The sequence below is a fragment of the Actinoplanes sandaracinus genome (assembly GCF_030009775.1).
In the GTDB taxonomy this organism is placed as follows: Bacteria; Actinomycetota; Actinomycetes; order Mycobacteriales; family Micromonosporaceae; genus Actinoplanes; species Actinoplanes sandaracinus.
Window position 1 is genome coordinate 12,629 of the sequence record NZ_JASCTH010000011.1, and the last position, 22,467, is coordinate 35,095.

Genomic DNA, 22,467 nt, shown 5'->3' on the forward strand with positions numbered 1-22,467 from the left:
GACCACCCGTCGCCGCGGCGTGGCCCTAGATGCTGCGTCTCCGGATCGCCGGCTGCCTCGGATCGACCCGCTCGGGACGATGGGCGCCCGGGTCCCGCTGTCGTGGGATCTTCAGAGGCTCGGCATGCGAGACGTGCGAAGCCGGCGAGGGCGGGGAGGCCGGCGTCGCGGGCGAGGTGGGCGGGCTGGGCGCGGCCATCGGGGTGATCACGACCGGGGTTCCGGCGAGGCCGATGCCGGCGTAGCGGACCGGCCGGAACCGGCGCAGCAGCAGAGCGTGCGCCACCGCCAGCAGGACACATGCCAGCAGGGCCGCCGGGATGGCCCGGACCAGCGGATATCCGGAGGGCATGTCGAGCAGCGCCGGCAGGTCACGGACCGCCAGGAAGGCCACGCTGGCCAGAGACACAGTGGACGGAACGGGCGCGAGGAACCGGCCCCAGACACCTTCGGGGCCGGGCACCCGATTCAGGTGCAGCAGCGCGGCGAGGGCAGCGAGCAGCAGCACCACCAGGATGCTGAGGGCGCCGCCGACGATCAGCCACCGGGCGGTCCGCGGACCGGGGCCGGCGCCGGCCGCGTAGGCGCCGGCGAGGGCGGCACCCGCGATCAGCGACTGGGTCATCGAGGCGGCTCGCGGAGCGGCGGTCCGGCGGCGGGCGCTGCCGAGCACGGCCGGGAGCACCCGCTCCCGGCCGAGCGCGAAAAGGTAGCGGGCGATCGCGTGATGCACTGCCAGGATCGCCGCGACCACGCCGGCGAGCAGGACGAAACGGCCCAGCGTCACGGCCCACGGCGCGAGCCGCTCGGCGGCCAGGTCGAAGATCAACTCGGGGCCGCGGGCACCGGCGATCGTCGCGGCCCGGTCGGGCCCGGCCGCGACGATCATCGTCCAGGACACGCCGCCGAGCAGCAGCGCGATCAGCAGGACGGCCCCGTAACCGCCGAAGCCGGCGCTGCGGCGCGGCTGGAAGCCCTCCTCCGCGTAGGCGGCGGTGGACTCGAAGCCCGCGAAGGTCAGCACGGCGACGGTGAGCAGCAGCCCGAGCGCCGGGCGGTCGAGGACGGCCCGGTCGGTGATCAGGATGGAGTCGCCGGTGATCCGCCCGCCGAACGGTTGCAGCACGTTGGCGGCGCCGAGGCCGGCGAGCACGGCCGCCTGGGCGACGGCGAACAGGCCGATCAATCCGGCGGCGACCTCGATCCGCATCGTGCCGCAGATCGCGACGATCGCCCAGCAGGCCGCGGCGACCGCCCACCACGGCGCGGTCAGTCCGGCGAAGCTGCTCAACAGCGGCGCCGCGACCAGGCCGGCGAGCGTGTAGAGACCGAACTGGATCGCGTGGTAGCCGGCGATCGCGAGCCAGGCGGCGACCAGGCCGGACGGGCGGCCGAGACCTCGGGTGACCTGGGAATATGCCGCGCCGGCGCTGGGCGATCGCCGGGCCGTCGCCGCCTGCCCGGCGCAGAACAGGAGCAGCAGAAGCCCGACTCCGGCGAACGACCAGGGGACGAGTGGGCCGGCGCCGTCGGCGAGGACGGCGGGGACGACGGTGACCAGGGTGACGACAGGGGCGGCGGCGGCCAGGCCGAGGAGGCCGATCGAGGCGGCGCCGACCCGGCCGGGTGCCAGCCCCGGCGATAGATCCTCCTCGGAGATCTCCACGGATCTATTCATGCGCACTCGATCAGCTTTGACAACCGTACGTGTCGGCGCACTGACCGTTCGTGACCAGATTGGCACTAACCGCGAACGGCTTGCGCGTTTCCCTCAACTGAGCGGAATACAGGCCGACTGCAACCACGTGCTAGCCACTCAGCAACTGACGGAGTTCCTCTCCGTCGTAGCGGACCGGCCCGACGAAGCTGCCGCGCAGCTCGCCGCCGTGGAGTGCGCGTCCCGCGCGCTCGGGGCCGACTTCGCGGTGCTCACGGTCGACGGGGGCGTCGCCGCCGCCGTCGGGCCGCCGCCCGGGGAGATCTCGCTCTACGCCCTCACCGCCGGATACCACGTGAGCCGTCCGGTCACGCTGCGCGCCGACGGCGTCTGCTACTCGCTCGCGGTCGCCCCGCTCGGCGGCTCCTCCTCCGGCATGCTGATCCTCGGCCGCCGGGCGAGCGACGACACCCAGGACGACAACCGCCGCGCGGGCGAATTTCCCCACGACGAGGGCCGTCCTCAGCCGGGCGAGTTCACCGATGAGGAGATCTGCCTGCTCCGCGGCATGGCCCGGGTGCTGGAGCTGAGCCTGCAGGCGCTGCATCTGGTCGACGCGGAGCGCAAGCAGGCCGAGGAGAACAACCGGCTGATCGACTCGCTGCAGCGCCGGCAGCGGCTGTTCGACGAGCTCAGCACGGTGCAGCGGTCGATCGCCTGCCGGGAGCCGCTGCGCGCGATCCTGGACCGGGTGGCCACCGGCGCCGCCGACCTGCTGGGCGTCGACGTAGCCGGGCTGACCGTGCTGGAGAACGACGACCCCGGCCGGATGAGCCTGGTCGCCGGCGCGGGCATCCCGGACGACTGCGTCGAGCGGATGCAGCGGATCCCGATCGCGGCGCTCGGCGTCGTGGGACTGGCGATCATGGGCGACGAACTGGTCGGCGTGGAAGACTACGCCGCGTCGCCGATCGCCGTGCCCGAGTTGGTCCGCTCCCAGCTCAAGAGCGTGATGGCCGTGCCGGTGCACGAGAACGGCGTGGTGGTCGGGGCCATGTTCGCCGGGTCGTACAACGAGCCGCGGGAGTGGGACAAGGCCGCCCAGGAGATGCTGCTGGCCTTCGCCGACCACGCGAGCCTGGCCGTCACCGACGCCCGGACGCTGCGCGAGATGAACGCCTCGTTCCACGACGCGCTGACCGGCCTGGCCAGCCGTTCGCTCTTCGTCACCCGGATGGAGAACGCGCTCGGTCCGGCCCGTTCCTCCGGCGCCGCCGCGCTGCTGATCGGCCTGGACCGGTTCAAGCTGATCAACGACGCGCTCGGTCACACCGCCGGCGACCGACTGCTCGCCCTGGTCGCCGACCGGCTCCGGGATTGCCTGCGTACCGACGACACCGCGGCCCGGCTGGGCGGTGACGAGTTCGCCGTGCTGCTGCCGGAGGCCGGCTCGGTGGAGGCGGCGGTGCCGGTGGCCCGGCGGATCGTGACCGCGATGCGTGAGCCGTTCGACCTGGACGGCCGGGAGACGTTCGTGACGTGCAGCGTCGGGGTCGCCTACGGCGAGAGCGGGGTCCACGACGCCCAAGAGCTGCTGGTCCGCGCCGACCTGGCGATGTTCGAGGCCAAGAAGAAGGGCAAGGACCAGTACGCGGTCTTCGAGCCGGTGATGCGCGAGTCCTTCCAGAGGCACCTGGAGATGGAGGCCGATCTGCGCCGGGCCGTGCTGCGGCACGAGTTCGAGCTGCGCTTCCAGCCGATCGTGCGGCTGCGGACCGGGGAGATCTCCGGGTTGGAGGCGCTGGTCCGGTGGCAGCACCCGGAGCGGGGCATGATCCCGCCGCTGGACTTCATCCCGCTGGCCGAGGAGACCGGGATGATCGTCCCGATCGGCGAGTGGGTGCTGCGTGAGGCCTGTCGCGAGGCGGCCCAGTGGAACGCGCAGCGGGATCCGGCGTCACCGTTGTCGGTGAGCGTGAACCTGTCGGCGGTGCAGCTGGACCGTCCGGACCTGCCGGAGGTGGTGGGCAAGGCGCTGGCGGACAGCGGGCTGCCGGCCCGCTGCCTGATCATCGAGCTGACCGAGTCGCTGCTGGTGGACCACCGGCAGGAGACTCTCGGGCGCCTGGAGGCGATCAAGGCTCTGGGAGTACGGCTGGCGATCGACGACTTCGGCACGGGATATTCGTCGCTGGCCTATCTGCGCCGGTTCCCAGTGGACATCATCAAGATCGACAAGTCCTTCGTGGACGACGTGGGCGACGTCCCGGCGGCCGCGGCGCTGACACTCGGGATCATCCAGCTCGGCCAGGCACTGCAACTGTCCACGGTCGCCGAGGGGATCGAGGACGCCGGGCAGCTCAGCGAGCTGACCGGGGGCAACTGCGAGCTGGGGCAGGGTTATTACTTCGCCGAGCCGTTGACGTCCGAGGCGATGCAGGAGCTGCTGTTCCCGAGATCCTGAGTGTGCGCCTGTGATGTAGCTCCCCGACAACTGCGGTTCCCCTCGACGTCACATAGGGGGCCGACGGTTGCCGCATGGATGTCGTGCTGACCGTCGTGGTGCCGGTCTATGGGGTAGAGGGCTACCTCTACCAGTGCCTCGAGTCGATCCGCGCCGGGCTGACCGGTGAGGAGAACGCGTCGGTGGAGGTCATCGCCGTCGACGACGCCTCGCCGGACGCGTGCGGCACGATGCTGGACAGCTACGCCGCGCGGCACGGCGATCTGCGCGTCATCCACCTGAGCGGCAACGTGGGCCTGGGACCGGCCCGTAACGCGGGCCTGGCCGAGGCCCGCGGCCGGTACGTGTGGTTCGTCGACAGTGACGACTGGCTGCCCGCCGGCTCGGTCCGGGCCGTGCTGGACCGTCTCCACGAGACCAAGCCCGACGTGCTCCTCGTCGACCACCTGCGCGTGCACGAGAGCGGGCGCCTGCAGACCGACCCGAGTTCGCCGCTGCTGGCCGGGTCACCCGATCTGGAGCGCCTGCTCGGCGTGCAGCACACCGCATGGAACCGGATCATGCGGTGCGACTTCCTCGCCAAGCACGACCTGCGGTTCCCCGCCGGCTGGTACGAGGACGTCCCCTTCAGCAATCCGGTGCTGATCGCCGCGGAACGCGTGGATGTCCTGAACCGGGTCTGCTACCACTACCGCGTCGGCCGCTTCGGCGCGATCACCGCGACCCGCAGCGACCGGCATTTCGAGGCGTTCGCCCAGTGGGACCGCTTCTATGCCTGGCTCGCCGGCGCCGGCGCCGATCCCGCGCTGCGAGTCCGCGTATTCACCCTGATGATCAGCCACCTGCTGGTGATCGCCGGCAACGAGAGCCGGGTCCACCCGCGCCGCCGGCGCGCGTTCTTCCGTGAGATCGCCGGGCTGTACCGGCGGCACCGCCCGGCCGGATATCTGCCGCCGGCCGGCACGCCCGGCCTGAAGCACCGCCTGGTCGCGGCGAACAGCTATGCGATGTACGCCGCCCTCCGCACCGGCTACCGGGTCGCCGGACTGCGGCGCCGGTCCACCCAACGGACACCTGTGGTTTCACCGGACATCCCCGCACCGCCACAGCGGGTCCAGACCGCGTCCCTACGTTGACGGCGTGCTTCGTCCCGCCCGTGACTCCGACCGTGACCTGGTCCTCCCCTGGCGCAACCATCCGTCGGTGCGTGCCGTCAGCCTGACCACGCACGAGATCGATCCCGCCGAGCACGCCGCATGGTGGGCCCGGCGCAGCTCCGGCGTGCTCATCTATGAGGACGACGGCGTACCGGCCGGGGTGGTGATCTTCAATGGCTCCACCTGGTCGTTCTACCTCGATGTCGAAGGGCTCGGCCGGCGTCTTCTGACGGCCTGGATGCGGCTGGAGTCCGAGGCCGTCGAGTACGCGTTCGGCACGCTCGGCCTCGAGACGCTCGGTGGCGAGACGCTCGCCGACAACAAGCAGGTCCTCGCGTTGCACCGGCGATTCGGTTTCCGCGAGACGCGCAGATACGAACGACTCGTCGACGGTGTGCCGAAGACGGTCGTCTGGACGGAGAGAAGCAGATGAGCAGCGAGAAGCCGTACATCGTGGCGGAGATGTCGGGCAACCACAACGGTTCCCTGGACCGGGCCCTGCGGCTGGTGGACGCCGCGGCCGAGGCCGGCGCCGACGCCATCAAGATCCAGACGTACACCGCGGACACGATGACCGTGGACGTCAAGCACCCGCGGTTCCAGATCTCGGCCAGCCACGATCTATGGGGCGGCGACTACCTCTACCAGCTCTTCGAGCGGGCGCACACCCCGTGGGACTGGCACGCCCCGATCTTCGAGCGGGCCCGCGAGCGGGGCATCACGGCGTTCTCCAGCCCGTTCGACCGGACCGCGGTGGAGCTGCTGGAGAAACTGGACGCGCCGATGTACAAGATCGCGTCGTCGGAGATCACCGATCTGCCGCTGATCCGGCTCGCCGCCTCCACCGGCAAGCCGATCATCATCTCCACCGGCATGGCCACGCTCCGGGAGATCACCGCCGCGGTCGAGGCCGCCCAGAGCGCCGGCGCCACCGACGTCACCGTGCTCAGTTGCACCGCCTCCTACCCGGCCCCGCCGGAGGAGACCAACCTGCGGCGCATCCCGGTGCTGGCCGAGGCGCTGAACCTGCCGATCGGCCTGAGCGACCACACGATGGGCATCGGGGTGCCGATCGCCGCGGTGGCCTACGGCGCCGTACTGATCGAGAAGCATTTCACGCTGGACCGGGCCGACGGCGGCGTCGACTCGGCCTTCTCACTGGACCAGGCCGAGCTGAGACTGCTGGTCACCGAGTCGGAGCGGGCCTGGCAGGCGCTGGGCACCACGGCGATCGGGCCGACCGCGGCGGAGAAGGAGAGCCTGCGGTTCCGGCGCTCCCTCTACGTGGTCAGCGACGTGCGCGCCGGTGACCCGGTCACCGAGGAGAACGTGCGCTCGATCCGGCCGACCGGCGGCCTGGAGCCCGACCAGATCGGGACCGTGCTGGGCCGGGTCTTCACCTCGGACGCCGCCAAGGGCACGCCGCTGACCTGGGATCTGATCTGAGCGTCGACGCATGAGGGGCGGCAGGCTCTCGGCCCGCCGCCCCAGACACCTTTCCCGACCATCTGTTACGCGCGTTTCGCCAGCATCAGGCCGCGGCCACCCCAGCCGCGGCGCAGCAGTTGCAGTTCCCAGTCCATCCGGCTGAGCGCCGCGTCGCGGGACTCGATGATCCGCTCGGTCCACTCCATCATCGCCAGCAGATGACTGGCCTGGTAACGCTGCCGCCAGAGCGCCTCGATCAACTCGCGGTACCCGGCCACGTCGACCGGAGCCGTGCCCGGCTGCACCGCCAGCAGTTCGAGCCGGTACGCCTGCCGCTCGGACGGGCTGAGACCGAACTCGGCGGTGTCGATCAGCATCTGCAGGTCGACGGCGGCCCGCAGCTCCCCGTCGGCCAGACTGCGGCCGGCCATGCCGACCAGGATCGCGGCCAGGTCGGCGGCGCTCGCGGTGATCGGCCACGGATGCGGCCGGGCCCAGGTGATCAGCCGGACCGCGAACTGCCACAGTCCCCGGGCCAGGGCGACGGCCACGGGCACCGGCTCGACCGGCTCCCACCGGGCGGCCAGCACCGCGCACCCGGCCGGAGTGATCACCAGGCTGGACAGGTCGGCCAGCGCGGCGGGACCGCCGACCAGGCCGTCGCGAGCCTGGGCGGACAGCCAGGACTCGTACTGTGAGATCTCCCGCCGCAGACTCCGCACATCGGCGGCGGCACAGAGCTCGAGCAGCCGGTCCTCCAGCACGAGGGCGCCCGCGGCCGGGTCTGCCGGCACGTCCAGCCGGCGCAGGCCGTCCCGCTCCAGCGGGCTCTCATGCGGCACCAGCACCTTCGGCCCATCGGCGGTCACCGTCCAGGTGAAGGCGCCGTTGACGTCACCGACCAGCACGTCGTGCCGCTCCGTGCGGGCCGCCGGGGCGTCACCGGGCGCGTGCGCGACGACCAGCCAGCCGCCGGCCACGGTGTCCTCCGCGCCGGCCCGCAACGCACGGCTGATCAGCCGGCGCGGATCGCTGACGACCGCGCGGCCCCGGAAAGCGGTCGTATAGGCCTGCGTCAGCACGGTCCGCAGCCACGGCCGCAGCGGCGACGTGACGTCACCGAGGGCGTCACCGCCGATCAGCACGGCGGGCGCGGTGGGTTCCGGGAAGGCGGCGTACGCGACGTCCACCACCAGCCCGGCATCGGCCAGCCGTGCGGTGAGCTGGGCACGGGCGGCCGGATTGCCGGCCGACGGCTCGTCCGCGGGGTACCAGGCGGCGTCGTCGCGGAGACGGCGGCCCGGGTCGAGGCGGACGGTGTGGTGCGCGCCGAGCAGGTTGTCGTGCATCAGGACCAGGGCGCCGTCCGGGCGTACCGCGCTCGCCAGCCGGTCGATCAGCTCACCGGCTGGAACCTGGTCACCCTCGGCCGAGTTGAGACGGTGGATGCCGTCGGCGGCGACCACCAGGTCGTACCCCGCGGTCAGGTCGATCTTGCCGAAGGCGCCGGCCCGCACGGTGATCGTGGGATGGCGGCGGGCCGCCCGCTCCGCGTCGCCGAGCGAGCGCAGCAGCCAGGTCACCTCGGCCCCGCCGGCGGCGAGCGCGGCCACCAGGTGGTCCGGGTGCGGCCCGGCCACCAGGACGGTACGGCCGGGGCCCGCCAGCGCGACGATCAGATGGGTGAGCAGCGCGTTCCTCCGGCCGTCGAGCTCGTCGCTCCAGGCGAACATCTCGCCGCCGACCCGGAACAGGTTGGTCAGGGGCGCAGCGGCGAGAGCCGCGGCCATGTCCGGGCGGTCCGGCATCACACGTACCCTTCCTTGGGCCAGCCCAGCAGCATGCGCAGCTCCTCGGGACCGGCCAGTTCATCGGCGCCCAGTTGGGCCCGGGCGAGTCGATGGCAGGTGGCGAAGTCGGTCTCCTGGCCGTAGAGCTCAGGCCACTGACGGTGCAGACGGGGTTCGCCGCCGAAGGTCGGGTCGGCGTTGTCGAGCACCATCGGGTCGCCGTAGACCGCGGCCTCCCGGCCGGCCACCAGGCCGTACCAGATGGCGCTGCACAGCCGGTTGGACACCACCCGGCGGTGCCGTCGCAGCTCGGCGAGCTGGCTCACCAGGAAGTCACGGTTGTGGTCCTGCCACCAGAACCCCCGGTACCCGTGGCAGATGACCCGGAATCCCGCCTTCTCGTAGAGGTCGCGGACCGACCGCATCTGGTACTCGTTCCAGTAGAGGCAGGCGGTGATCGGGCCGGTCTCGGTCGCCCGCACCTCGTCGATGAGACGCTGGTGGTCGCCGTGGACCTGCTGCCCCTCCCAGCCGTGGAAGGGGTAGAAGATGGTGCCGTCGCCGGGCTGTCCGGGCGGTGGTGTCATCGCGACGAGATAGGCGAACGGGGCGCCCACCACGACCACGTTGCGCCGACCCTGTGACCAGGAGCGGCGCCGGGTCTCCTCGGACCAGACCAGCAGCCGGCTGCCGGAGACGTACGGCGTGCCGGGCGCGAGCCCGTCCCCGATGTTCCAGCCGTGCTGAAGGTATCCCTGGATCCGGGGAGGATGCCGCGGATCCGGCAGCCCGCAGTAGCGGGCCAGGATGTGCGAGTGCCCGTAGTGGTGATTGGCGTGGTGCATCGTCTCCCGCTCCATCCGCGTGCGAGGCCGCACGTTATCAGCACTTTCTTACGGTAAGGCGCGTCCTCTTCAGCAGTCTTTATGGGCTTTTGTCGCCACGGTTCACCGGCTCGCCGGACCCCGGACGCCGACCGGCAATCACCGGCTCACCACCCCGTCTCCGAGAATTCAGACAAGCGTTCCGGGCCGGGCGCCGATGGCGGATTCGCCATGTTGATCTACAGTGGACCCACGGGGCCCGCTCCCCAGCAGGAGCACCCGGAACCGGCCGGGGTGGACGCCGCCACGTCCCCCCGGCCGCCCGGCCCTCGGTCGGCTAACGTCCCCCGTGATGGATCTCGACGTGGACCGCGCCGCTCTGACCGCCGTCGCCGCCGGAGGCGTGCTCGGCGCTCTCACGCGCTACGGCATCGCCGCCGCCTGGCCGTACACCCCCGGTGGGTTCCCCTGGTCCACGTGGTTGATCAACGTGTCCGGCTGTTTCCTGATCGGCGTGCTCCACACCCGGGTGCGGCGAAGGCTGCCCCGCCTCCTGCTCGGCACCGGCTTCCTCGGCGGTTACACCACCTTCTCCACCGCGATCGTGGAGGTCTCCCAGGCCGGGCCGGCCTATCTGGCGGCCACCCTGATCGGCGCCCTGCTCGCGGTCCTGGCCGGAAGCCTGGCAGCCCGGTGACGGCCCTGCTGGTGGCGCTCGGCGCGGCGGTCGGGGCGCCCCTGCGTTACCTGACCGACCGGTACTTCCAGGCGCGTTACGGGGCGGGCTTCCCGTGGGGGACGCTCGCCGTCAACGTGGCCGGATCGTTCGTGCTGGGACTCGTGCTCGGGCTGCCGCTCACCCCGGGCGCCGTGGCGCTGCTCGGCACCGGGTTCTGCGGGGCGCTCACCACGTACTCGACGTTCAGCTGGGAGATCCTCACGCTGTCGCGGCGCGGGGAGATCGCCGTCGCCGCCGGGTACGCGCTGCTCAGCATCACTGCCGGAATGGGCGCCGCCGTGATCGGCGGCGCCCTCGCTCAGACGGTGGTCAGCTCACCGGGGTGAGTTCCCGCTCACCCTGACCGGCCGGCACGGCCTGCGCCGGCGGCTCGTGCGCGATCTCCGGCAGCCAGCCCAGCCACTTCGGCAGCCACCAGTTGGCCCGGCCGAGCAGCGCCATCACCGAGGGCAGCAGAACCGCCCGGATGATGGTGGCGTCCAGCAGGACCGCCGCGGCCAGGCCGACGCCCAGTTCCTTGGTGGCGGTCAGCGGCAGCGTGGCGAAGAGCGCGAACACGGCGACCATCACCACGGCGGCGCTGGTGATCACGCCGGCGGTCCGGCCGATGCCCTCGCTGACCGCCTCCCGGATCGGCAGCCCGCGGTCGTGGCCCTCACGGATCCGGCTCACCACGAAGACGTGGTAGTCCATCGACAGGCCGAACAGGATGACGAAGAGGAACATCGGCATCCAGTTGGTGATGCCGCCGCCGGAGACGAAGTTCAGCTGCTCCTCGAAGTTGCCCCACTGGAAGACGAAGACCAGCATGCCGTAGCAGGCAGCGACCGAGAGCAGGTTCAGCACCAGGCCGGTGATCGCGACGACCACCGACCGGAACGAGACCAGCAGCAGGATGAACGCCAGCCCGAGGACGAAGGCGAACACCATGGGCAGCGTCTTCTCCAGTTGCTCGTTGTAGTCGACCCCGCCCGCGGTGGAACCGCTGACCAGCGCCGTGGCGCCGTCGAGCCGGCCGAACGTGTCCGGCACCACCCGGTCGCGCAGCAGGTTCAGTGCGTCGATGGCCGCGCTGTCGCTCTCCTTGCCGGCCAGGCCCACCGAGACCACCGCCACGGTCCCGGCCGGGTTGATGTCGACGTCGACCGGCTCGACCAGCTTGCCGCCACTGTCACGCGCCGCGACCTGGAAGTCGGCCAGGGCCTTCTCGAACGCCGGCGTCTTGACCGACCCGTCCTTGATCACGATCTGAGCCGGGGTGGTCTTGCTGGGGAACGCCTCGCCGATGGCGACGAAGGCCTTGACCACCGGCGCGTCCGCGGAGACGTCCTGGATGGCCTGGCCCTTGGTCTTCAGATCGAGCGCGGGATAGGCGATCACGGCGAGCGCGGCGACCGCGACCGTCGCGGAGATCAACGGCTTGGCGAGTACGACCCGGAGCAGCGCGTTCCAGACCCGGCCGTCACCCTTCTTCCGGTAGAGGCCGGGGATCTTGATGGCGTCGACCCGGTCGCCCAGCGCCGAGAGCAGGGCGGGCAGCACGGTCAGCGAGCCGAGCACCGCGGTGGCCACCACCAGGATGGTGCCGGTGGCGAAGCTGACGAAGGTGACGTCCTGAGTGAAGAACATGCCGGCCATGGCCACGATGACGGTCAGCCCGGAGATCCAGATCGACCGGCCCGAGGTCTGCGCCGCGATCATCAATGCCCGGTGCGGGTCGGCGCCGGCGCGCCGCTCGTCGCGCTCGCGCCGAATGTAGAAGAGGCAGTAGTCGACGCCGACCGCCAGCCCGATCAACAGCATGACGTGGGTGGTCTCGTCGACGGCGGGCGCGAATCGGCTGGCCGCGGCCATGAGGCCGATCGCGGCGACCACCGACATGATCGCCAGAGCGACGGGGAGCAGTGACGCGACCACCGCGCCGAACGCCACCAGCAGGATGCCCAGGGTCACCGGGATGGAGAGCATCGAGAGCCTGGTCAGGCCGGACTCCAGCTCGTCGCCGATCAGCTTGTCACCGCTCGCGCCGCCGGCCTCGGCGATGTAGAGGTCGGGGTGGGCGGCCTGCACCCGGGCCACCGCGTCCATCGCGGGCCCGACGCGGTCCCCCGCGGTCTCCGGGTCACCGGCGATCTCGAAGGTGATGAGCGTGGACCGGCCGTCCGGCGAGTCGATCGGGTCCTGGATGCCGGTCACACCCGACACCGCCCCGAGAGCCCGGGTGACCTCCTCCGCAGCGGTCACCCGGCCGGACCCGGAACGGTTCTGGATCAGCACCATCTCGCCGGCCGGCTGCTCCGGGAAGCCGGCCGCCCCGACGATCCGGTCGGCCTTGCCGGAGTCGCCGTGCCCGGCCTCCGCCTCGTTCGCGTTCTGGGTGCCGAGCGCGCCGCTGAGGACGACGGTGGCGACGACGAACGCGATCCAGCCGAATATCGCGAGCGCCCGGTGGCGCGCGCTCCACATCGCGACACGAGCCGCGATGCCCTTGATGTTGTCCCTGTTCTCCATGAGAGAAACGCTATGGAGTCCGAAGTGGCCGATCGATACGGCGACCACCCCGGTCCGGGGTAGTGCTAGCCCTACGCCTGGAGGTAGGCCAGCACTGCCAGCACCCGCCGATGCTGCTCATCGTCCTGGTGCAGGCCGAGTTTCGTGAAGATGTTGCGGACGTGCTTCTCCACCGCGCCGTCGGTGACCACCATCTTGCGGCCGATCGCGGCGTTGGACATGCCCTCCGCCATCAGCGTCAGGACCTCCCGCTCTCGCGGGGTCAGGCTGCGCAGCGGATCATCGCGCCGGCGCCGCACCAGCAACTGGGCGACCACCTCGGGATCGAGCACGGTGCCGCCCTCGGCGACCCGGGCGAGCCCGTCGAGGAACTCGGCGACCAGCGAGACCCGGTCCTTGAGCAGGTAGCCGACCGCCCCACGGCGGTCGGCCAGAAGATCGTCGGCGTACGAGACCTCGACGTACTGGGAGAGCACGAGGATCGGGCTGCCCGGCACCGCGGCCCGGGCCTCGACGGCGGCGCGCAGGCCCTCGTCGGTGTGCGACGGCGGCATCCGGACGTCCACGATGGAGACGTCCGGACGATGTTCCTTGATCGCCTCGACCAGCGAGGGCCCGTCCCCGACCGCCGAGACGACGGTGTGACCGTTCTCCTCGACGAGCCGGATCAGGCCCTCCCGCAACAGCACCGCATCATCGGCAATGACCACCCGCATGCGGCCATGCTGTCAGACCCGCTTGTTCCCTAGATGGGCAGTGCTGCCGTGAGCCGCGTTCCCGCGCCGTCCGGGCTGTCCACCGAGAGCACCCCGCCGGCGGCTCGCACCCGGTCGTCCAGCCCGGCGAGGCCGTGGCCCTTGGCCAGGCTCGCGCCGCCCACCCCGTCATCGGCGACCGTGACGATCAGGCCGGTGGCGATCCGCTGCACGCTGACCTGCACCTCGCTGGCGTGGCTGTGCTTGGCCACGTTGGTGAGCGCCTCGGCCACCACGAAGTAGGCGGTCGACTCGACGGCCGGTTCCAGCCGGTCCAGCGGCGGCGCGTCCAGATCGACCGGGACCGTGCAGCGGCCGGCCAGCGCGGTCAGCGCCGCTCGCAGTCCCCGGTCCACCAGGATCGGCGGGGCGATGCCGCGGGACAGGGCGCGCAGTTCGTCGAGGGTCTCCCGGGTCTGTGAGAGGGCCTCGGCCACGATCACCCGAGCCCGCTCCGGGTCGTCGTTGAACTGCTGCTCGGCCCGGCCCAGGTCCATGGCGAGCCGGACCAGCCGCTGCTGCGGACCGTCGTGGATGTCACGTTCCAGCTTGCGCAGCGCCACCGCCTCGGCGGACACGGCCGCCGCCTTCTGGCTCCGGGCCACGTCACGGGCCTCCTCCGCCGCGGTCACCTGCTGCCGCAACTCGTGGACGCCGTTCAGCATGCCGTGGGCGAAGTACGCCTCGGCCAGCGCCGCGGCCCGGACCACCGGGAAGAGGGTGACAGCGAAGAACAGGCCGATGCTGACGTTGAAGAGCATCCGCACGAAGACGGTGTCCTCGTAGCCGAGCAGCTCGTGCAGCCCGGTGTTGTCCGGCGGGTTCGGTATCGCCCAGTCGTAGAGGGGGTAGGTGAGACCGGCCAGGGTCCCGGCCCACCAGGTGAGGACGAAGCAGAACGCCAGAGTGCTCGGGATGAAGCGGAACATGCCGTGCACCATGTCGAGCCAGGCCTGCCCGTCGGCCAGCGAGATGAAGGTCCGGCGGACCAGCCCTTGCGCCTCGGCCGTCCGGTAGACCGGGTGCGGCACCTTGCGGCCCAGCACCGGCCCGATCCGGGCCCGCTCCACCACGGCGAAGCCGCGGGACAGCATCAGCGTGCCGACCAGGATCGGCAGGCCGACCCAGATGATCGCGGTGCCGATGCCCACCGCGAACCCGGTGAGGGCGACGACCAGGGTCACCAGCCCCAGCGGGAAACCGAAGAACACGTACTGCGTATCGATGCCCAGCTGGCGCAGGTGGCGCCGGGCCGGGCTGCGGGTGGGCCCGGCCTCGGCGTATGTCGTCGTCATACCCATGAAACTAGGCATCGGCGCCCACCCTCGCGATCCCGCAGGCCGCCCACCCGAAGGTCGGGTTATCCCTACCCTCGTAATTCGTAGACGGTGGCCGTGTCGCCGGTGAAGCGGACGTCGGCCACCCGGGCCAGGCCCGGCGCCACAGGTCCGGCGCGGGTGTCGGCGAGGAGCCACCGGACGCCGTGCTCGTCCCGCAGCCGGGCGACGTCCACCAAACCGGCCTCCCGGAAGACCCGCTCGTTGAGGGCGAAGACCTCCGGGTACGGCGCCGGCTGATAGGTGTAGCTCAGCCCGCCGGTCCCGTGCGCGGCCACCGCCTGATCGGCGTATCCCCAGCTCTCGACGAGGGTCCGGCGCCCGCCGAGCCCGGCCACCCAGAACGCCCGGGCGTTGCACCTGTCGGCGGCGTCGATCGGCACGCAGTGCACGTTGGTGGCGATCACGTCGTCCGCCCCCGCGTTGTCCTCCAGCCACAGCGCGGCACGCATCTCCCCTGCGGTGACGACCGAGGGGGACATCTTCACCGCCGCGGGCGGTACGGTGACCGCCCGGCCGAACAGCAGGTACGCCCCGTTCCCCAGGGCACCTCCGGCGACCGCGGCGATCAGCAGCACGGGGAGCGCCCGGACCGCCCGGGACCGCCGCGCGAGCACCCCGGCCAGCACCGCCACCGCGACCACCGCGGCCGTCAGGAGCACCGGAGCGGCCAGCGACCACGCCCAGCCGGCCATGGTGTGGCGGGCCGGCGGGCCGATCTCCGGGCCGAGAACCTGCCAGGCCGCGCCGGCCGCCGCCGCGGCCAGCGGGATCCGCCAGTTCCGGACGCGGTCGGCGAGCGCCCAGGCGGTCAGCACCCCGGCCGCCGGCATCACACCGAAATAGAAGTAGCCCTGGCTCAGCGACGGATGCGCGAACAGCCACAGCCCACCCGTACCGGCGACGACGACGCCGCCGAGAAGCCAGCGTGCCGGATCGGCGCCGGCCGGGCTCTGCGGGGAGCGCGGCGGCAGGACCAGGCCGATCAGGCGCGGCGCCTGCATCAGCACCCACCAGCCCACCAGCCCGGCGACGAACGCCCAGCCGGCCACGCCCGCGGTCACCATGCCCGGCAGCAGGAGACCGTCCAGGCCCAGGCCGTCTCCCGCGCCGAGCGTCTTGTTGTAGGGCGTCACCCAGCGCAGCACCTGGAGCGGTTGCACGGCCAGCGTGCCGGCCCCGCCTCCGGCGAAGAGCCGGAAGCCCAGCAGGATCCCGAGGACGATGCTCCCGAGCAGGCCCACCGCGACCCACGGGATCCGGCGGCGCTGCCGGAACAGCACCAGCCCGGCCAGGCCGATGCCGGCGGCCAGCGGCGGCAGCACGCTCGACTTGGCGCCGGCGCAGACCAGGGCCAGGACCGGCGTCATCGCCCAGGCCCAGCGCAACGGACGCCCGCGCAGGGCTTCCAGCGCTATCAGGGTGAAGAGACCGATCAGCGGCATGGCGTACGTCTGCGACGGGCTGACCAGCGACACCGGCAGCCCGCTGATCGCCGGCGCGGTGGGGCTGCCCAGGGTGAGGGCGTGGCCGACGAAGCCGAGGGCGGCGGCCAGCGCACCGGCCTGCCAGCTCCCGCTCGCCGCGCGCCCGACAGCCGCGAAGACGACCGCCGCGGTGGCGGCCATCGGCAGCACCCAGAGCCGTAGCAGCACGGTGGCCGCCGGAATGTCGGTGATCATGCTGGCCGCGGCCATGTCGGCGTCGGAGAGGTAGTGGTATCGCAGCTCGTCCCCGGCGAGCTGGGGCACCTGGAACGGCATCGAGCGGGTCATCTCGTGCACGAGCGCCAGGTGGTAGTAGAGGTCCTGGTAGATGACCCCGGTGGCGGGCGGCAGCGGGGTGTTCTCGAACACCGTCACGCCCCACACCGCGATCATCACCAGCACCGCGGCCACCGACCACGACCAGGCCAGGGGCAGCGGGGTGGGGTCGGCGATCCGCACACACCGCCGGAGTTTCGGCACCGCCAGGAAGAGCACGAGGATCAGGGCCGGCCATGCGGGCAGCAGCGCCTGCAGCCCGGTGGCCGCGGCCAGCGCCCAGCCGGCCACCATGACGAGCAGGCCGGTGGCCGCGCCCAGTCCCAGATCCTCCGGCCAGTTGCCCCGGCTGCCGTAGAGCGCACGGAGGACCAGGGTGCCCGGCAGCACCACGGCGAACAGGAAGTAGAGGCCGTAGATCGCGATCTGCCGGTCCGGGGTGCCCGTCCCGTGCAGGACCCCGGCGGCGGCGAGCGCCGGGAAGATCCACGGCAGCAGGCGCCAGCACGAGCGGCCACCGGACCGAGGGCCGACCGGAGCCCGATCCGCGTCCGGCGGGCTCAGCACGGCGGTCACGGCATGGTCGCCGGGGTGCGCTGCGCGGGAACGGCAGAGGCCGCCGCAGACGTGTCGGCGGAGTCCGATCCGATGTGGAACGCCGGGCGGTTCTGCAGGGTGCGGTAGATCCGGGCCACGTACTCGCCGAGCAGACCGAGACAGATCAGCTGCACCGCCGCGAACAGCAGCACCGCCAGGAACAGCGAGGTCCAGCCCGGGATCACCGTGCCGTTGGCCCACACCACCAGGCCGAAGACCATCGCGACCAGGGACGCGGTGAAGGCCGCCATGCCGAGCCAGGTGGCCAGCCGCAGCGGGGCGGCGGTGAAGTCGGCGGTGCTGTCCCAGGCCAGGGCGACCATCTTGCGCAGCGGGTACTTCGTCTCGCCGGCGGCACGGCGCTCCCGGGTGTAGCTGACCGAACCCGAGGAGAAGCCGAGCGACGGGATCAGCAGCCGGTAGACCGGCACCCGCTCCGGCATCCGGCGCAGCACGTCCACCACCGAGCGGCTGACCAGGCGGAAGTCACCGGCCTGCGAGGGCAGGTCGGGGCCGACGATGCGGCGCATGAGCCGGTAGTACAACCCGGCGGTGTTCCGTTTGAACGGGGTGTCGGTGGCGCGGTCGCCGCGTACGCCGTACACCACGTCGAGGTTCTTCTCGCGGGCCAGGCGCAGCATGTCGCCGATGCTCTCCGGCGGGTCCTGGAGGTCGGCGTCGATGCTGACCACCCAGCCGCCGCGGGACCGGTGCAGCCCGGCGGTGAGGGCCGCCTGGTGGCCGCTGTTGCGCCGGAGCCGGATCAACCGCAAGTGCGGCCACTCGATCCGCAGATCGTCGACGAGGCTCGCCGTGCCGTCGGCACTGCCGTCGTCGACCGCGACGACCTCGTACGACACGCCGAGCGCGTCGAGCGCCGGGCGCAACCGCGCGACGAGGGCCGGGAGCACCGCCTCCTCGTTGTACATCGGGATGACGACGGAGAGCTCCGGAACGCCGGACATCAGGTCACCTTCAGCGTGGTCAGGCGGGTGAACTCGCCGGGCAGGTCGTACCCGTCCCAGATCGCGCCGAAGGTGAGCGCCGAGCCGAACGGAACGATGCGGTCCACGCCACGGCCGCCCAGCTCGACGGCGAAGGCGCCGAGCTCGGCCGGGGTGAATCCGAAGTGGCTGACCGTCTGGTCCTGCCGGTTCATCGCCGGGGCCAGGCCGAGCAGCGAGTCCACCTCGGCGAACGGGAACGCGCCCGCGCCGATCCAGCGGCGTGGCGCCCGCTCGGCGCCGGCCAGGGTCACCGCGGTCACCCGGTTGTCGGGGAAGTCGAGGGCCGTCGCCGCGCCGGTGGCGGCCAGCTCGTACGCGTTGACCCTCTTCTCCACCGCCATCGCCGGGTCCACGGTCCAGCCGCGCCGGTCGACTACGTCGAGCAGCAGCTGCAGGAACTCCGCCCGCAGCTCGGCAGCCTCGGTTCCGCGGCCCCCGACCAGGAACACGGTCCGCGGCGAGGAACAGGCGGCCTGGTCGAACCAGTAGGCGTCGTTGGCGAACCCGACGACGGCGGCTCTGCGGGCGGCCGGGTCGGCGGCCCGCCAGCCGGGCACCGACAGCACCGCCCAGGACGTGCGGTCCGGGAAGGTGAGGTCCCGGGCGGACGGCCGCAGCGGGAGCTTGCGGATGGTGTCCACCGCCGTGTCGCCGCCCCAGATGACCCGCAGGTCACACCACTTGCTGAGGGCCGCGGTGACGGTGTCGTCGTAGCCGTAGGTGACCATCCGCTGGGTCCGCGCGATCACCGGATCGGCCGGGGTCTCCCGCAGCGCCTCCAGGATCACCTCGGCCGCGCCCGCGGAACGGGACGAGATGCGCACCACGTTGTGGTTGCCGGCCAGCGCCGAGATCGCCCACGAGTAGACGAAGATCGTGTCCACATTGGCGGGCGGCAGATGGAACACGTTGCCGCGGGGGAAGACCAGGGCGTCCTGCCGCTGGGTCATCCGGTCCACCGACCGTTTCAGCTCCGCCGGCCGCAGGAAGTAACCGAGGGAGCCGAGCTCCGGGTGCCGCCGGGCGACCGCCGGGGCGAGCAGTCTCCGGGCCAGGCCCGAGAGGAACTCGACGACCCTCGGGTCACCGACGGCGAGCCGGTCGCCGGAGGGCGTGGTGAGGTCGCCCTCGACCCCGAATCGAAACCTCATGCGGCACCCCGGTACGTGTCCGAACAGCCCCGGGCCTCGGCGCGCGGCAGCCGGCCGAGCACCGAGAACCGCTTGCCGGGCCAGTCGCCGTCGTCGATCCCGTGCACCACGCCGAGATCCTCGGTGAGCAGCACGTGGCCGGGGTACGAGGTGGGCAGCGTGCTCACGACCTCCAGAAGTCCCGGTTCGCCGGGCGGGAGCTCGGCCCAGGTCTCCGGATCACGAACCACGACGTCCGCGAAGTCCGGGCAGTACAGCGAGCCACCGTTCGGGCCTTCAAGAAAGATCGTTCCGATCTGCTCGACCATGCCGTAGTAGTTGTGCACCCGGGTGAGCCCGACCCGCCTCAGCCGGTCACGGAACTCCTCCGGTGAGACGGCCTGGTCGATCAGCTTCTTCCAGCCGCCGGAGTGGATCAGGATGCCGTTGCTCAGGTCCAGCCCGTGCGCGAGCGCGACCTCGTAGAGGTGCAGCCAGACCAGGAAGGTGAACCCGAAGATCAGGAACGGCTGGTCGCCGTGCTTGTCGAGGAAACCGCGGATCGCCCCGAGATCGACCTCGCCGTCGTGGTCGAGCGCCCAGACGTGGTCGCGCCCGAAGGTCGACATGCCGAGCACGCCGGCGCCGCGGGCGCTGAACGAACGGCGGTCCTTGAGCATCGCCTTCGTGTCGACCAGCAGCATCGGCAGCCGCTTGGAGCCGAGCACGGTCTGCACGGTGGCGGCGAGACGCCGCTGCTGTTCGGCCGCGGCGGCCTTGTCCAGGTGGATCCGGCTGACGTCGCCGGTGGTGCCGCTGGACGTGAGGACCTTGAACACCTCGTCGTCCGGGATGCACTTCAGCTCCAGCGTCTTGAACAGCCGGACCGGCAGCCAGGGCAGGTCGGCGATGCTCGACGCCGAGGTGAAACCGGAGGCCGACAGGATGCGATCGTACGGCTCACACCGTGCCCGGTGGTGCTCGGTCAGCGCCGACAGCTCCTTGACCAGCTGCTCTTCCTTGGAAGCCTGCGACAGGGTGAAGACACTCACAGCGACGCCTCCAGGGCGCGGTAGTCGGTCTTGCCGTTGGCCAGCAGGGGCAGCGCCTCGATCGTGCGCACGTCCACCCCGGTGACGTGGGTGCCGAGCCAGTCGGCGATCTTGGTGCGCAGCGCGCGGGCCTCGTCGGCGGACAGGTCCTCGGCGAAGACGTGCAGTCTGTCGTCGCCGGCCACGGCCGCGACCGGAAACTGCCGCTCCACGTCGTCCAGGTTGATCCGGACGCCGAACACCTTGCCCATCCGTTTCATCCGGCCGGTGATGAAGAGGAAACCCTCCTCGTCGAGCCGGCCCAGGTCACCGGTGCGCAGGACACCACCCAGATCGTCGCCGCGAGCCAGGTCGGCGGCTGTTTCGGCGTACCCCATCATGACGTTGGGCCCGTGATAGACGACCTCGCCGTCGTCGGAGACGGTGAAGGCGCCACCCGGCATCGCCTGACCGACCGAGCCGAGCTTGCGGTCCAGCAGCGCGGAGGGCAGGCACGCCATCCGGGGCGCGGCCTCGGTCTGGCCGTACATCACGAACATCCGGCCGCCGACGGCGTCCATCCGCCCGGCGAAGTCGGTGACCAGGTCGGTCCGCAGACGGCCGCCGGCCTGCGTGATCGTACGCACGGACGGGTGTTTCGCCGGATCGAAGCGCAGCCGCCGCAGCATCTCGTACTGGTACGGCACGAACGCCATCGAGGTGACCCGGTGCGCGCCGACCGCGTCCCAGAAGTCCTTCCGCATGAGCCCGGTGCGTTCCAGTACCACGGTCGCTCCGCGCAGCAGGTGCGAGTGCAACACCGACAGCCCGTACGAGTAGAACAGCGGCAGCGTGGTGATCGCGACGTCGTCGCCGGTGATGCCGAGGCTCTCCGCGACCTGCCCGGCATTGGCCAGCACCGCCGCCCGGGAGAGCCGCACGAGCTTCGGGTCGCCGGTGGATCCGCTGGTGGTGAGCAGCAGCGCCAGGTCGGGGTGCACCTCGCCGGTGGTGTACCGCGCGATCAGTCCGGTGTGGTCGGTGTCCGGGTCGAGCAGGACGACCGGCTTCTCCAGCCGCAGCGCCGCGAGATAGCGGGCCACCGCGGGCACGGTCGCCGGCATCGGCAGGAAGACCAGCGGCTGGTCCTTCAGCGAGGCGGCGGCTGCGTCGATCAGCGCCGGTGTGAGGGTCTCGCCGGTGGCCGCGTCGACGACCTTCGCGGACGGGTGCAGCAGGTTCACGGTGTCAGTCCCCCGTCGACCCCGATCACCTGGCCGGTGACGAAGCGGGCCTGGTCGGAGAGGAGGAAGGCGATGACGTCGGCGACCTCGTCGGCGGTGCCGAGCCGGCCGAGCGGGGTGTCCGCGATCCGCTCGGCGCGGCCGGTCGCGTCCAGGGTGTCCAGCATGTCGGTGGTGATGAAGCCGGGCGCGACCGCGTTGACCCGGATGCCCTTCGGCCCGAGTTCCTTGGCCGCGGACCTGGTCAAACCGATCACGGCGGCCTTGGAGGCGGCGTAGACGGCCTGACCCGCGACGCCGTGGGCGCCGGTGACCGAGGCGGTCAGCACGACCGACGGGTTCTGTCCGCGGGCCAGCAGCCGGACGGCGTTCTGGAGGGTGTGTGCGGCGCCGGCCGCGTTCACCGCGAAGAGCCGCTCGATCGTGGCGTCGGGGGTCATGCCGAGCATCCCGGCCGCGTGCGTGCCGGCGTTCACCACCAGGGCGTCCAGCCGCTTGAAGGTGTCGAAGGCGAGCCGAGTCAGGGCCTTGCTGGTCGCCGGGTCGGCGATGTCGCCGGCCGCGTGCAGCACCGTGACACCGAACTCGCCGGACAGCGCTGCCGCCGCCTCGGCGACACCCTCGGCGCCGTGGCCGTGCAGGACCAGATCGTGCCCCTGCCCGGCGAGGCGACGCGCGGTGGCCCGGCCGATGCCCCGCGACGCCCCGGTGACCAGGGCGACGCTCACTTGACGTCCACCCCGTATTTACCGAGGATTCGCACTGCCTCGGCAAAGCTGGACATATTGATGACATCGTCGGTGTCAATCATTACCGAGAATTCATCTTCGACGGCCGCGACCAATGACATGTGAGCCAGTGAGTCCCACTTCTCATTGTCCTGGTAGCGCAGTTCATCCACGGGCTCGTCCGCCGGAAGATCGAGCGCGGAACGGAACGCCTCGCGTAGTCTCTGCAGCTCAGTCACGGTTTTACTCCAGGGTGGGGTGTTCAGAGGAGACCTACGATCCCGCAGCTTCACGGTCGCCACGAC

At 71.6% G+C, this 22,467-nt stretch carries 19 protein-coding genes; 6 read left to right on the plus strand and 13 right to left on the minus strand.

All coding sequences use genetic code 11. The features are described 5' to 3' along the window. Positions 1–25: 25 nt before the first annotated feature. Positions 26–1,678, minus strand: coding sequence for an APC family permease (locus QLQ12_RS17850; protein WP_282761279.1), 1,653 nt, complete (start codon positions 1,676–1,678; stop codon positions 26–28). A gap of 127 nt (positions 1,679–1,805) precedes the next feature. Here QLQ12_RS17850 and QLQ12_RS17855 point away from each other — a divergent pair, with 127 nt between their 5' ends. The 4 genes from QLQ12_RS17855 (at position 1,806) to pseI (ending at position 6,724) form a co-directional block, all read left to right on the plus strand. After that, positions 1,806–4,121: a putative bifunctional diguanylate cyclase/phosphodiesterase gene (locus QLQ12_RS17855; RefSeq protein ID WP_282761281.1), complete on the plus strand. Its 2,316-nt coding sequence runs from the start codon at positions 1,806–1,808 to the stop codon at positions 4,119–4,121. Positions 4,122–4,195: 74 nt separating this feature from the next. Beyond that, on the plus strand, positions 4,196–5,257 hold the full coding sequence (locus tag QLQ12_RS17860; protein ID WP_282761283.1) for a glycosyltransferase family 2 protein: 1,062 nt from the start codon (positions 4,196–4,198) through the stop codon (positions 5,255–5,257). Positions 5,258–5,261: 4 nt separating this feature from the next. Continuing rightward, the gene (locus tag QLQ12_RS17865) at positions 5,262–5,711 is read left to right on the plus strand and encodes a GNAT family N-acetyltransferase (RefSeq protein ID WP_282761285.1); all 450 of its coding nucleotides are present in this window, start codon (positions 5,262–5,264) and stop codon (positions 5,709–5,711) included. After that, positions 5,708–6,724 (plus strand): pseudaminic acid synthase, encoded by a 1,017-nt coding sequence (gene pseI, locus QLQ12_RS17870; protein WP_282761287.1) that lies wholly within the window; start codon positions 5,708–5,710, stop codon positions 6,722–6,724. The genes QLQ12_RS17865 and pseI overlap by 4 nt, the downstream gene beginning before the upstream one ends. A 65-nt stretch (positions 6,725–6,789) precedes the next feature. On the opposite strand, the gene QLQ12_RS17875 is transcribed toward pseI, so the two are convergent. Next, complete coding sequence (locus QLQ12_RS17875) at positions 6,790–8,514, minus strand: class I SAM-dependent methyltransferase (protein ID WP_282761289.1); 1,725 nt, start codon at positions 8,512–8,514, stop codon at positions 6,790–6,792. Next, on the minus strand, positions 8,514–9,341 hold the full coding sequence (locus QLQ12_RS17880; protein ID WP_282761532.1) for a hypothetical protein: 828 nt from the start codon (positions 9,339–9,341) through the stop codon (positions 8,514–8,516). The genes QLQ12_RS17875 and QLQ12_RS17880 overlap by 1 nt, the downstream gene beginning before the upstream one ends. A 331-nt stretch (positions 9,342–9,672) precedes the next feature. Here QLQ12_RS17880 and QLQ12_RS17885 point away from each other — a divergent pair, with 331 nt between their 5' ends. Then, positions 9,673–10,017, plus strand: a complete 345-nt coding sequence (locus QLQ12_RS17885) for a fluoride efflux transporter FluC (RefSeq protein WP_282761291.1) — start codon at positions 9,673–9,675, stop codon at positions 10,015–10,017. Further along, positions 10,014–10,385, plus strand: coding sequence for a fluoride efflux transporter FluC (locus QLQ12_RS17890; protein ID WP_282761292.1), 372 nt, complete (start codon positions 10,014–10,016; stop codon positions 10,383–10,385). Before QLQ12_RS17885 ends, QLQ12_RS17890 begins: the two co-directional genes overlap by 4 nt. Here QLQ12_RS17890 and QLQ12_RS17895 read toward each other — a convergent pair. The 10 genes from QLQ12_RS17895 to QLQ12_RS17940 form a co-directional block, all read right to left on the minus strand. Next, entirely contained in the window at positions 10,369–12,570 is a 2,202-nt protein-coding gene (locus tag QLQ12_RS17895; RefSeq protein ID WP_282761293.1) for an MMPL family transporter, read from the minus strand. The genes QLQ12_RS17890 and QLQ12_RS17895 overlap by 17 nt on opposite strands. Positions 12,571–12,641: 71 nt before the next feature. After that, positions 12,642–13,286, minus strand: coding sequence for a response regulator (locus QLQ12_RS17900; RefSeq protein WP_282761294.1), 645 nt, complete (start codon positions 13,284–13,286; stop codon positions 12,642–12,644). 29 nt (positions 13,287–13,315) lie between these two features. Continuing rightward, positions 13,316–14,620 carry a sensor histidine kinase gene (locus tag QLQ12_RS17905; RefSeq protein ID WP_282761295.1) on the minus strand — a complete coding sequence of 435 codons (1,305 nt, stop codon included), beginning with the start codon at positions 14,618–14,620 and terminating at the stop codon, positions 13,316–13,318. Between the two features lie 71 nt (positions 14,621–14,691). Further along, positions 14,692–17,001, minus strand: a complete 2,310-nt coding sequence (locus tag QLQ12_RS17910; protein WP_282761297.1) for a hypothetical protein — start codon at positions 16,999–17,001, stop codon at positions 14,692–14,694. Further along, positions 16,998–17,987: a glycosyltransferase family 2 protein gene (locus QLQ12_RS17915; RefSeq protein ID WP_282761298.1), complete on the minus strand. Its 990-nt coding sequence runs from the start codon at positions 17,985–17,987 to the stop codon at positions 16,998–17,000. Before QLQ12_RS17915 ends, QLQ12_RS17910 begins: the two co-directional genes overlap by 4 nt. Continuing rightward, positions 17,987–19,180 carry an acyl-CoA reductase gene (locus QLQ12_RS17920; protein WP_282761300.1) on the minus strand — a complete coding sequence of 398 codons (1,194 nt, stop codon included), beginning with the start codon at positions 19,178–19,180 and terminating at the stop codon, positions 17,987–17,989. Before QLQ12_RS17920 ends, QLQ12_RS17915 begins: the two co-directional genes overlap by 1 nt. Beyond that, a complete protein-coding gene (locus QLQ12_RS17925) occupies positions 19,177–20,211 on the minus strand; it encodes a LuxE/PaaK family acyltransferase (RefSeq protein WP_282761301.1) in 1,035 nt (344 codons plus the stop codon). The genes QLQ12_RS17920 and QLQ12_RS17925 overlap by 4 nt, the downstream gene beginning before the upstream one ends. Further along, a complete protein-coding gene (locus QLQ12_RS17930) occupies positions 20,208–21,434 on the minus strand; it encodes an AMP-binding protein (protein WP_282761302.1) in 1,227 nt (408 codons plus the stop codon). The genes QLQ12_RS17925 and QLQ12_RS17930 overlap by 4 nt, the downstream gene beginning before the upstream one ends. Continuing rightward, a complete protein-coding gene (locus QLQ12_RS17935) occupies positions 21,431–22,162 on the minus strand; it encodes an SDR family NAD(P)-dependent oxidoreductase (protein ID WP_282761304.1) in 732 nt (243 codons plus the stop codon). The genes QLQ12_RS17930 and QLQ12_RS17935 overlap by 4 nt, the downstream gene beginning before the upstream one ends. Then, on the minus strand, positions 22,159–22,401 hold the full coding sequence (locus QLQ12_RS17940; protein ID WP_282761306.1) for an acyl carrier protein: 243 nt from the start codon (positions 22,399–22,401) through the stop codon (positions 22,159–22,161). The genes QLQ12_RS17935 and QLQ12_RS17940 overlap by 4 nt, the downstream gene beginning before the upstream one ends. Between the last annotated feature and the right edge of the window lie 66 nt (positions 22,402–22,467).

Excerpts from the sequence above, each read along its gene's own strand:
- QLQ12_RS17885 (WP_282761291.1), top strand. The coding sequence starts at position 9,673 with ATGGATCTCGACGTGGACCGCGCCGCTCTGACCGCCGTCGCCGCCGGA.
- QLQ12_RS17905 (WP_282761295.1), bottom strand. The coding sequence starts at position 14,620 with ATGACGACGACATACGCCGAGGCCGGGCCCACCCGCAGCCCGGCCCGG.
- QLQ12_RS17860 (WP_282761283.1), top strand. The coding sequence starts at position 4,196 with ATGGATGTCGTGCTGACCGTCGTGGTGCCGGTCTATGGGGTAGAGGGC.
- QLQ12_RS17880 (WP_282761532.1), bottom strand. The coding sequence starts at position 9,341 with ATGCACCACGCCAATCACCACTACGGGCACTCGCACATCCTGGCCCGC.
- QLQ12_RS17875 (WP_282761289.1), bottom strand. The coding sequence starts at position 8,514 with ATGCCGGACCGCCCGGACATGGCCGCGGCTCTCGCCGCTGCGCCCCTG.
- QLQ12_RS17895 (WP_282761293.1), bottom strand. The coding sequence starts at position 12,570 with ATGGAGAACAGGGACAACATCAAGGGCATCGCGGCTCGTGTCGCGATG.
- QLQ12_RS17920 (WP_282761300.1), bottom strand. The coding sequence starts at position 19,180 with ATGAGGTTTCGATTCGGGGTCGAGGGCGACCTCACCACGCCCTCCGGC.
- pseI (WP_282761287.1), top strand. The coding sequence starts at position 5,708 with ATGAGCAGCGAGAAGCCGTACATCGTGGCGGAGATGTCGGGCAACCAC.
- QLQ12_RS17915 (WP_282761298.1), bottom strand. The coding sequence starts at position 17,987 with ATGTCCGGCGTTCCGGAGCTCTCCGTCGTCATCCCGATGTACAACGAG.
- QLQ12_RS17900 (WP_282761294.1), bottom strand. The coding sequence starts at position 13,286 with ATGCGGGTGGTCATTGCCGATGATGCGGTGCTGTTGCGGGAGGGCCTG.
- QLQ12_RS17850 (WP_282761279.1), bottom strand. The coding sequence starts at position 1,678 with ATGAATAGATCCGTGGAGATCTCCGAGGAGGATCTATCGCCGGGGCTG.